The organism is Sporosarcina beigongshangi, from assembly GCF_033485195.1.
In the GTDB taxonomy this organism is placed as follows: domain Bacteria; phylum Bacillota; class Bacilli; order Bacillales_A; family Planococcaceae; genus Sporosarcina; species Sporosarcina beigongshangi.
In genome coordinates this window covers 1-10,097 of record NZ_JAWLIR010000055.1, presented here as the reverse complement: position 1 = coordinate 10,097, position 10,097 = coordinate 1, and the positions used below count along the sequence as shown (strand labels likewise).

General features: G+C 42.5%; 11 protein-coding genes. 9 read left to right on the top strand and 2 right to left on the bottom strand.

Going from position 1 to position 10,097, the window contains the following annotated elements; genetic code table 11:
- Positions 1 to 182 precede the first annotated feature (182 nt).
- The 4 genes from tsaE to tsaD are packed head-to-tail and all read left to right on the top strand — an operon-like array spanning position 183 to position 2,806.
- Positions 183 to 635 carry a tRNA (adenosine(37)-N6)-threonylcarbamoyltransferase complex ATPase subunit type 1 TsaE gene (tsaE, locus tag R2B77_RS16815; protein ID WP_203249160.1) on the top strand — a complete coding sequence of 151 codons (453 nt, stop codon included), beginning with the start codon at positions 183 to 185 and terminating at the stop codon, positions 633 to 635.
- Positions 632 to 1,342 carry a tRNA (adenosine(37)-N6)-threonylcarbamoyltransferase complex dimerization subunit type 1 TsaB gene (gene tsaB, locus R2B77_RS16810; protein ID WP_203249161.1) on the top strand — a complete coding sequence of 237 codons (711 nt, stop codon included), beginning with the start codon at positions 632 to 634 and terminating at the stop codon, positions 1,340 to 1,342. The genes tsaE and tsaB overlap by 4 nt, the downstream gene beginning before the upstream one ends.
- A complete protein-coding gene (rimI, locus tag R2B77_RS16805) occupies positions 1,335 to 1,787 on the top strand; it encodes a ribosomal protein S18-alanine N-acetyltransferase (RefSeq protein ID WP_203249162.1) in 453 nt (150 codons plus the stop codon). Before tsaB ends, rimI begins: the two co-directional genes overlap by 8 nt.
- Positions 1,784 to 2,806: a tRNA (adenosine(37)-N6)-threonylcarbamoyltransferase complex transferase subunit TsaD gene (tsaD, locus tag R2B77_RS16800; RefSeq protein WP_212391944.1), complete on the top strand. Its 1,023-nt coding sequence runs from the start codon at positions 1,784 to 1,786 to the stop codon at positions 2,804 to 2,806. Before rimI ends, tsaD begins: the two co-directional genes overlap by 4 nt.
- Before the next feature lie 382 nt (positions 2,807 to 3,188).
- Here tsaD and R2B77_RS16795 read toward each other — a convergent pair whose 3' ends face one another.
- Positions 3,189 to 5,120 (bottom strand): ABC-F family ATP-binding cassette domain-containing protein, encoded by a 1,932-nt coding sequence (locus R2B77_RS16795; RefSeq protein WP_203249164.1) that lies wholly within the window; start codon positions 5,118 to 5,120, stop codon positions 3,189 to 3,191.
- 157 nt (positions 5,121 to 5,277) lie between these two features.
- On the opposite strand from R2B77_RS16795, the gene R2B77_RS16790 reads away from it, so the two are divergent.
- From R2B77_RS16790 to tatC, 3 genes are all read left to right on the top strand, one after another.
- Positions 5,278 to 5,928, top strand: coding sequence for a redox-sensing transcriptional repressor Rex (locus R2B77_RS16790; protein WP_203249165.1), 651 nt, complete (start codon positions 5,278 to 5,280; stop codon positions 5,926 to 5,928).
- 94 nt (positions 5,929 to 6,022) lie between these two features.
- Positions 6,023 to 6,238, top strand: a complete 216-nt coding sequence (locus R2B77_RS16785; RefSeq protein ID WP_203249166.1) for a twin-arginine translocase TatA/TatE family subunit — start codon at positions 6,023 to 6,025, stop codon at positions 6,236 to 6,238.
- Positions 6,239 to 6,255: 17 nt separating this feature from the next.
- On the top strand, positions 6,256 to 7,101 hold the full coding sequence (gene tatC, locus R2B77_RS16780; RefSeq protein WP_203249168.1) for a twin-arginine translocase subunit TatC: 846 nt from the start codon (positions 6,256 to 6,258) through the stop codon (positions 7,099 to 7,101).
- A 45-nt stretch (positions 7,102 to 7,146) separates the two neighbouring features.
- On the opposite strand, the gene R2B77_RS16775 is transcribed toward tatC, so the two are convergent.
- Positions 7,147 to 7,893: a CPBP family intramembrane glutamic endopeptidase gene (locus tag R2B77_RS16775; protein ID WP_203249169.1), complete on the bottom strand. Its 747-nt coding sequence runs from the start codon at positions 7,891 to 7,893 to the stop codon at positions 7,147 to 7,149.
- Positions 7,894 to 8,149: 256 nt separating this feature from the next.
- On the opposite strand from R2B77_RS16775, the gene groES reads away from it, so the two are divergent.
- Together groES and groL are read left to right on the top strand one after the other, a co-directional pair.
- Positions 8,150 to 8,434, top strand: a complete 285-nt coding sequence (gene groES / locus R2B77_RS16770; RefSeq protein ID WP_203249170.1) for a co-chaperone GroES — start codon at positions 8,150 to 8,152, stop codon at positions 8,432 to 8,434.
- 47 nt (positions 8,435 to 8,481) lie between these two features.
- On the top strand, positions 8,482 to 10,097 hold a 1,616-nt coding region (gene groL / locus R2B77_RS16765), incomplete at its 3' end, for a chaperonin GroEL (RefSeq protein WP_322555763.1).

The following is a 10,097-nucleotide window of genomic DNA, read 5'->3' as shown; positions in this document are numbered from 1 at the left end:
GATCCCGGTCGGGACCGCCATTTAATTTTAATTTACAAACCGATTCTAGGGATTTATTCCGGAGTCGGTTTTTTGTTACTTAGAAAATAAATAATACTGAAAATAGAACAGTAAGCGTCTATACTTTCCGATGTAGCCTATTTTCGGTACACTATAGCAAAGCAGTGGAAAGGAAAAATCACATGATTAGGGAAATTAAAGTCTATTCTGTTGTCGAGACAGAACAGTTAGCAGCGAGGTTGGCGGCGCTTCTTACACCACCGGATGTACTGACTCTTGAAGGTGATCTTGGTGCTGGTAAAACGACGTTTACAAAGGCGCTGGCTAGAGGTTTGGGTGTTACACGCACGGTTAATAGTCCGACGTTTACGATTATTAGGCAATATGAAGGGAACTATCCTTTTAATCATTTGGATGTTTACCGCTTGGCTGATAGTGATGAGGATCTCGGTTGGGACGAACTGTTTTACGGGGATGCTATATCAGTGATTGAATGGGCACATTTGATTGAAGAGGATTTGCCTACGGAACGTTTGGAAATTCGACTGGTTCATGGCGGCGGAGATCAACGGACGATTACATTGAAGCCGATAGGTGAACGATATGAAAAGATTTGTGAGGGGATTTTCTTATGATTTGGCTTGGAATAGATACAGCGAATACACCACTTTCAGTTGCCATCGTAAAGAATGGCGAATTATTGGTAGAGGAAACTTCCGCAATGGTCGTTAACCACTCATTACGTGCAATGCCGGCCATTGAGGAATTGCTGGCAAAGGCCGGGCTTGCCCCAGCAGATATTGACGCCATCGCGGTTTCGGAAGGGCCGGGTTCTTATACGGGTGTGCGTATAGGTGTAACGATAGCGAAAACACTAGCTTGGACACTTGGCAAGCCTCTTATTGGTGTTTCTAGCCTGAAAGTGTTGGCTACTAATGCATTATTTTTTGTGGGTTTAATTTGTCCGATTGTCGATGCGAGAAGAAATAATGTTTATGCCGGGGCCTACAGATTAGATGCTGGAAGGCTAACGGAAGTTATTGAGGATGGCCATTATTCTGTAGAAGAATTGATTCAACAATTGGAGAAGCTGGGCGGACCGTTGTTATTTATCGGAAAGGATACAGCTATGCATGAACAACAGATTGTTGAGCGGCTTGGTGAACGAGCTACGATTGCTCCGTTGCACCTCAATTTACCGCGTGCATCTTCACTAATTCATATTGCTGCTCAGTCAGAACCAGAAACAGATGTACATGCATTTGTTCCAGAGTATCGCCGTATTGCAGAGGCAGAGGCAAATTGGTTAAAAGAGCAAGGGAAGGATAAAATCAGTGAGTAAAGATATTCAATATAGAAAAATGACGATAGAAGATATTCCGGCTGTTGTTACAATTGAGCAAGAGTCCTTTGCGATCCCATGGACGGCGGAGGTTTTTGAGCATGAGATGACGGGGAATGACTATGCGCATTATGTTGTTGCAGTCGATGGTGAAGAAGTTATTGGTCATTGTGGCATGTGGATTGTATTGGATGAGTGTCATATTACGAATGTTGCTGTACGGCCCCATATGCGTGGCAATGGTATTGGTGAAGCGCTGATGAGGGAAGCGATGGCGCTTTGCCGGCAGATGGATGTCCGATTGATGACGCTTGAAGTGCGTATGACGAATGATACTGCACAGAATTTATATCGAAAGCTTGGTTTTCATGATGGTGGAATTCGAAAAAACTATTATACAGACGACCATGAAGATGCGCTCGTCATGTGGGTGGAGTTTAAATGATGACAGATAACTATATATTAGGGATTGAAACAAGCTGTGATGAAACGGCTGCTTCCATTGTGAAAAATGGAACGGAGATTATTTCAAATGTTGTCGCTTCCCAAATTGTAAGCCAGAAACGATTTGGTGGCGTTGTGCCTGAAATAGCATCAAGGCATCATGTGGAACAAATTACACTGGTGATTGAAGAGGCGCTTGCGGAAGCTGGGCTGCTTCCTGGACAGCTGGATGCAGTTGCTGTAACAGAAGGGCCAGGACTAGTAGGCGCATTATTAATCGGTGTCAATGCAGCCAAGGCCTTTGCTTTTGCCAATGGTTTGCCGATTGTTGGTGTTCATCATATTGCGGGTCATATTTATGCGAATGAGCTGATGCAACCAATGGAGTTTCCATTGCTAGCACTTATCGTTTCTGGAGGGCATACGGAGCTTGTACTAATGGAGCGTCACGGGTCATTCAAACTAATTGGAGAGACGCGTGATGACGCTGCTGGCGAGGCCTATGATAAGGTTGCTCGTGTACTCGGACTTCCATATCCCGGCGGACCGCAAATTGACCGGTTAGCGGCAGAAAGTGATGCAGAAATACCTTTCCCAAGAGCATGGCTTGAGCCAGATTCGTATGATTTTAGTTTCAGTGGTCTTAAGTCATCCGTTATTAATTATAAACATAATCTCGAACAGCGTGGAGAGCAAATTAATCCAGCCCATGTTGCAGCCGGCTTTCAGGCGAGTGTTGTTGAAGTGCTGACGACGAAAGCGTTAAAGGCAGCGAAAGAATATAAGGTGAAGCAAGTGATTGCAGCTGGTGGTGTTGCAGCGAACAAAGGCTTGCGTGCATCACTAGAGATGGCATTCCACCAAGAGGAAATCCCTTTTTATGTGCCTCCTATTGCTCTTTGCACTGATAACGCAGCTATGATAGCTGCGGCAGGATCAGCTATGTTTGTGGACGGAATACGTGGAAATCTTGCTATGAATGGCAAGCCAGGTATGCCACTTACTTCGTGGAATCAATAAATAAATGAAGAAACAGAAATGGTCATAACACGACAATTTCTGTTTTTTTTAATGGAATTATTTTCAGCTTGTCAAGAGGGAACATTCGTACTTATGCACAATCTGTGGATAAACTGTGTATAACATATGAATTTGTACATTTTATAACGTTGATGACAGGATAACTTTGTGTATAAAAAATATAAAACCTGTGGGTAATGTGCATAACATTGTTCATATCCTATTCTATCAACATTTCACTTGTGTATAAGATTGTGGGAAATAATTTCCCGGAAAAGCAATGTGAAGAATTATCTATCAGGTTCCGACAGTGAAAAACGACAAAGCGCCACATTGAATCGATGCCAACGATTCAATGTGGCGCACCAAGATTACTACTTTTTTAAGATAGAGATTCTAATTCTTCTTGAAGGTGCAACCAATCTTCTGATTTGCTATCGTGATCCATCTGATGTGCGTCAATTTGGGCTTGGAGTTCCATTAGCTTCACGTGATCATCTGCATATTCAGGCGTAACAAGTTCGTCTTGGAGTGTTGCAATTGATTCATCTAATTCGGACAGTTGTAACTCAAGCTCTGCAATCGCTCGTGTCAGCTTTCTTTCTTGTTTTTTCAGCTCTTTATCTTCTTCGTTTTTTCTGGATTGTAAAGGTATTGCCACGCCTTTCGTAACGTCCGCCTCAGCAAGCAACTCTTGCTGCTCGAGCTTCTTCTCCACAAAATAGTCATAGTCGCCGAGATACTCGATGGCACCTGTTGCACTAATATCAATGACTTTTGTTGCAATGCGGTTAATAAAGTAACGGTCATGTGATACGAAGATAAGTGTACCTGGAAAATCATCCAATGCATTTTCGAGAATCTCTTTGCTGTCTAGGTCAAGATGGTTTGTTGGTTCATCAAGGACAAGTGTATTCGATTTTTCAAGCATGAGCTTTGCGAGTGATAGGCGTGCTTTTTCGCCACCTGATAAGGAAGTGACAGGTTTGTCCACATCTTCCCCTGTGAATAAAAAGCGACCTAACACAGAGCGTACATCTTTTTCATTCATCATCGGCCAATCATTCCATAATTCTAGAAGAACGGTGCCGTTTCCAGTAAGAGTTGCTTGTTCCTGATCATAATAGCCAAATTGAACATTTGTCCCATAACGTATCAAGCCGGAAATCGGTTCATTCGCTTTAACGAGCGTTTTCAACAAAGTAGACTTGCCGACACCATTTGGTCCGATGATGGCAATACGGTCTTGTTTATAGACGCGCAGGTTGATGCCTGTAGAAACAGGAGAAGCGTTGTAGCCGATCGAGACATTGTCGAGAGCTAGCACATCATTGCCGCTTGGGCGATCAATAGAAAAGCTAAAGCTAGCCGATTTTTCATCTCCATCAGGCGAATCCATCCAGTCTGTTCGTTCAAGCAACTTCCGACGGCTTTTTGCCATTTTAGAGGTCGACGCACGAGCAATGTTGCGTTGGACGAAATCCTCGAGTTTCGCTTTCTCACTCATATCCTTTTCGAAAAGCTTTTGATCACGTTCATAATTCTTGGCTTTTTCGTCAAGATAGGCACTATAGTTTCCTGTGTATTTGGCTACTTTTCTTCTGGATACTTCGTAGACGACAGTCACGATTTCATCCAAGAAATAGCGATCGTGCGAAACAATTAGAATGGCTCCCTCATAGGAAACGAGGTATTTTTCCAGCCAGCCAAGTGTTTCGATATCAAGATGGTTTGTCGGCTCATCAAGGATAAGAAGATCTGGTTTACTCAACAGCATCTTAGCGAGTGCCAATCGGGTTTTTTGCCCCCCAGATAGAAGGCTAACACTTTTTTCATAATCATCGGGATAAAAGCGCATACCGTGTAGGACGGAGCGTGTGTCTGATTCATACTGATAGCCGCCAGAATCCTTGAATTCGATTTGCAGGGCGTCATATTCCGACATCACCCGTTCATAGTCTGTCGAGTTGTCGTATACTGCTGGGTCAGCCATCTGTTGCTCAAGCGTCCGGAGCCGTCTTTCCATATTATGAAGCGGTTCGAAAACGGTCATCATTTCTTGCCAAACAGACAAGGCAGAGTCGATGCCGCTATGCTGTTCAAGATAACCAATTCTTACGTCTTTTGGGATGATTAAATCGCCCGAGTCAGCTGTCATTTCACCAGCAATTATTTTAAGGAGTGTCGACTTGCCTGCTCCGTTACGTCCAACAAGTGCAACGCGGTCACGGTGTTGCACTTCAAGTCGCACATTTTCTAATATATCGGTTCCTGAGAATGATTTTGTCAGTCCGTTCACTTGTAAAACAATCATAGTGAGCACCTCTATTCCTCTTCAGTTTAATGGAATGGTGCGAAGCGTGCAACGGTTGACTTTACAACATTCAGTATCTACTGTACGATAGAATCGGTTTCAGTTCGGATACGATTATGCTAAGGTGTAATGAATGAGTAGGTTCAGGAGGATTACAATGATAGAAGAAACGCCGAAAATACCACAGGCGACATCCAAACGGTTGCCTCTATATTATAGATTTCTTCAAAACTTCGCGAATTTGGGTAAGAAACGTGTGTCTTCTAGTGAATTAAGTGAAGCAATGAAAATCGATGCAGCTACAATTCGACGAGACTTCTCCCATTTTGGAGCGCTTGGTCGCAAAGGGTATGGCTATGATGTACATTATCTTGTCGAATTTTTCCGTCAAATCCTCGATCAGGATGAAGGAACGGATGTCGCGCTCATTGGCGTGGGTAGTTTAGGCAGTGCATTTTTAAAATATAATTTTCATAAAAACCATAATACACGTATTGTCGTAGCGTTTGACCCGAAAGCGCCGGCAGAGGGAAAAATGTTGAGCGGCATCCCTGTATTTCACCCAGATACAATTAGTGAAAAAATTGTCGAGCTTGGCATTGATCTTGTCATTTTGACGGTACCTTCTCGTGTGGCACAGGATGTCACCGATAAGCTGATAAAGGCGGGAATTAAAGGGATTTTAAACTTTACGCCAGTCCGTCTGACAGCACCTGATGAGGTGCGTGTCCATACGATTGATTTGTCTGTAGAGCTACAGACCCTTATTTATTTCATGAAAAATGACGTTAAAAATTCACAATTATAATGGCTCAATAATAGTAATACAAGCTGTTTTCGTGTAAAATGGATAGCATAAAGAGGGATGGTCTAGTCCTTCTACTACGAGGGAGGTGTCTGAGATGCCAGGTCCAATGAGTTTAGTAATTATCGCAATTATTGCGTTGCTTGTTTTCGGTCCAAAGAAGTTGCCTGAGATTGGAAAGGCGTTCGGTTCTTCATTGCGTGAATTTAAAAACGCGACGAAAGGTCTCGTAGAAGATAACGATGTGAAGAAAGTAGAAGACAAGAAAGCAGAAGTATTGCAAGTGGAAGTGAAGAAAGAAGAAGTGAAGTAAGTTAGGATGTTTGTCCAATGGCAGAAAAAAACTTAACAATCATTGAACATATAGATGAAATTAGAAAACGGCTGATGGTTATCGTCGTTTTCTTTGTTGTTGCAATAATAGGCGGATTTTTTATCGCCAAGCCAATCATTCAATTTTTGCAGTTTCAGTTTTTGCAACATGACGGATTAGTTGATGGTACGACGCTTAACGCGTTCAATGTGCTCGATCCTATTATGATTTACTTGAAAGTGATCATTTTTGTTGCAGTCATTATTATTTCACCGGTTATTATGTATCAGTTATGGGCGTTCATCTCGCCGGGATTGCATGAAACAGAGCGGCGTGCCACGTTAAATTATATTCCGTTTACGTTTTTCCTATTTGTCGGGGGGATTTCGTTTTCCTACTTTGTCCTGTTACCCTATGTGATGAAGTTCATGATGAATTTATCTTCAGATTTAGGCATCACGCAAACAATCGGTATTAATGAATATTTTTCGTTTTTGTTCCAATTACTTATTCCGTTCGGCATCATTTTCCAATTACCAATTGTGTTGCTGTTTTTAACAAGACTTGGTATTTTGGATCCAGCGACACTGGTGAAAATTCGTAAATATGCCTATTTCACATTGTTTGTTATTGCAGCTTTCATTACACCGCCGGATCTGTTATCTCATCTTTTCGTGACCGTGCCATTGTTTGCGCTCTATGAAATTAGTATTTTCATATCCCGATTTGGTTATCGGAAATATTTGAAGGCAGAAAAGCAACGTGAGGCAGAAGAAGTACAAGCAGAACAACAGCGGAAGTTAGAGGAAGTACGTGCAGAGCAACAGCGACAAATTGACGAAGTGATGGGGCAACAAGAGTAAACTAAAAAAGTCTTTCAACCGGAAGTATTCGGTTGAAAGACTTTTTTAGTAGAAAAATATGAACATAGCTTGTTTCAAACGTTTCAGCTCATCGAGATACCTTTGAATATCGTCGAATTTTAGTTGGGCAATGACGACAAAGCCGTTCATAAGTAGATGGGCAATCATCGGTGTCAATAGTCGTTTTGTTCGGTAGTACAAATAGGAGAAAATTAGCCCCGGTGCCATGTACATCAATAGATGCTCAAATTCATTATGCATTGCCGCGAAAACGAGGGCGCTGGCAATGGCTGCGATCCAGAAATTCGTTTTTTGATAAATTCCACCAAAAAGAATACGTCTAAACACAATTTCTTCTAGGAATGGTGCAAACACTACGATTGAAATAATAATGATGGGAGATACTTTTGCAATGTTACTGAGTATGGCCGTATTATCAGATCCCGGTGTAATGCCAAACAAGCTCTCAATCATAGCCGCGAGCATCTGTCCGCCCATAACAAGGAAGAAACCGAGGATTCCCCAAAGAATCGCATTGCCGGTTGTAGATTTTTTTACTTTGAAAACATGTAAGAATTTTTTATTGCGCAAGATGAACCATAAGAACACAACGGCAGCCAACGCATTACTGATGAATAGTGACCAAGCACTCGCACGATAAGCAATAGCTTTTTCATTGTATTGTTCATCCCAGGGAAAGTGGTCAAACAAGCCTTGCCCTAAAAAGATACTACCAAATTGCATGGCTGCATAGGTTACTAAGAGCCATAAAGAGATTATCCAGTTTTTCAAGCATGCCACCCTTTCAACTGTGGATGAAGTCCATTTTATCTGTTTAAAGTCAGATAAGCAAAGAGAAATGTTTGACTTGAATCATGAGGGAGTTCAAACTTCCCGTTGATTCAAGTTAAGCCTCCGGCAGATGTCTAGGATTTTGATTGTATTTCACTTGCAATTAATGCAAATGTTCATTATGATAAGAAATGTATTAGCACTCACATCTATCGAGTGCTAAAAACATGAAATTACTTTGAGGAGGTTGTTTCACTTGTTGAAACCATTAGGTGACCGTATCTTAATCGAATTGATCGAGGCAGAAGAAAAAACATCAAGCGGTATTGTAATACCGGATTCCGCGAAAGAGAAACCGCAAGAAGGAAAAGTCATTGCGGCAGGTACTGGACGCGTGCTTGAAAATGGCCAGCGCATCGACCTAGAAGTTAAAGAAGGCGATCGGATCATCTTCTCAAAATATGCTGGTACTGAAGTGAAATATGAAGGTAACGAATATCTGATCCTGCGTGAAAGCGACATTTTAGCGATTATCGGCTAATGCTTGGTTAATGTACAAATACACGAAAATCAGGAGGGAACTTATAAATGGCTAAACAAATTAAATTCAATGAAGATGCACGTAGCGCAATGCTTCGTGGTGTGGATACATTAGCAGATGCTGTAAAAGTAACACTTGGACCTAAAGGACGTAACGTTGTTCTTGAGAAGAAATTTGGTTCACCACTTATTACAAATGACGGTGTAACAATTGCGAAAGAAATCGAATTAGAAGATGCATTTGAAAATATGGGTGCTAAACTCGTAGCAGAAGTAGCTTCTAAAACGAACGAAATCGCAGGTGACGGTACAACAACTGCAACGGTTCTAGCACAAGCAATGATCCGTGAAGGTTTGAAAAACGTTACAGCTGGCGCAAACCCTGTCGGTATCCGTAAAGGAATCGAAAAAGCGGTGATCGCCGCGATTGAAGGATTGCAAGATATTTCTGATGAAATCGAAGGAAAAGAAGAAATTGCACAAGTTGCAGCGATCTCTTCTGGAGACGAGGAAGTCGGACAATTGATCGCTGAGGCAATGGAGCGTGTTGGTAACGACGGTGTTATCACAATTGAAGAATCTAAAGGCTTTACGACTGAGCTTGATGTCGTAGAAGGTATGCAATTCGACCGTGGCTATGCGTCTGCTTATATGGCAACAGATACAGACAAAATGGAAGCGGTTTTGGATAATCCATACATTTTGATTACAGATAAAAAGATTACAAACATCCAGGAAATCCTTCCTGTTCTTGAACAAGTCGTTCAACAAGGAAAACCACTTCTAATGATCGCAGAAGACGTTGAAGGCGAAGCGCTAGCAACACTTGTTGTCAATAAACTCCGTGGTACATTCAACGCTGTTGCTGTTAAAGCACCAGGCTTCGGTGATCGCCGTAAAGCAATGCTAGAAGACATCGCAGTGCTAACAGGTGGTCAAGTGATTACTGAAGATTTGGGTCTAGACCTTAAATCAGCAGATATCACACAACTTGGACACGCAGCGAAAGTTGTCGTGACAAAAGACAACACGACAATCGTCGAAGGCAGCGGTAACTCTGAAGTAATCGCAGGACGTGTTCATCAAATCCGCGTTCAACTTGAAGAATCAACATCTGAATTCGATAAAGAGAAATTGCAAGAACGTCTTGCGAAATTAGCAGGCGGCGTTGCAGTCATCAAAGTCGGAGCAGCAACTGAAACAGAACTAAAAGAACGTAAACTTCGCATCGAAGACGCATTGAACTCTACACGTGCAGCTGTCGAAGAAGGAATCGTTTCTGGTGGTGGTACGGCACTTGTTAACGTCTACGGTAAAGTAGCAGCGTTACTAGAGTCTGTAGAAGGCGACGTAGCAACAGGCGTGAAAATCGTTCTTCGTGCACTTGAAGAGCCAGTACGCCAAATCGCTAACAACGCAGGCCTTGAAGGTTCAATCGTTGTCGATCGCCTCAAGCGCGAAGAAGTCGGCACTGGCTTCAACGCTGCAGAAGGTACGTGGGTCAACATGATGCAAGCAGGTATCGTCGATCCAACAAAGGTGACACGTTCAGCACTTCAAAACGCAGCATCTGTAGCAGCGATGTTCTTGACGACTGAAGCAGTTGTCGCGGATCTTCCTGAGCCAGCTGGTGCTGGCATGGGTGGCATGCCGGATATGTCGGG

Bases quoted from the DNA above. Each gene is read 5' to 3' on its own strand.
- tatC (WP_203249168.1), top strand. From the start codon at position 6,256: ATGGCAGAAAAAAACTTAACAATCATTGAACATATAGATGAAATTAGA.
- tsaE (WP_203249160.1), top strand. From the start codon at position 183: ATGATTAGGGAAATTAAAGTCTATTCTGTTGTCGAGACAGAACAGTTA.
- R2B77_RS16785 (WP_203249166.1), top strand. From the start codon at position 6,023: ATGCCAGGTCCAATGAGTTTAGTAATTATCGCAATTATTGCGTTGCTT.
- tsaB (WP_203249161.1), top strand. From the start codon at position 632: ATGATTTGGCTTGGAATAGATACAGCGAATACACCACTTTCAGTTGCC.
- R2B77_RS16795 (WP_203249164.1), bottom strand. From the start codon at position 5,120: ATGATTGTTTTACAAGTGAACGGACTGACAAAATCATTCTCAGGAACC.
- R2B77_RS16790 (WP_203249165.1), top strand. From the start codon at position 5,278: ATGATAGAAGAAACGCCGAAAATACCACAGGCGACATCCAAACGGTTG.
- tsaD (WP_212391944.1), top strand. From the start codon at position 1,784: ATGATGACAGATAACTATATATTAGGGATTGAAACAAGCTGTGATGAA.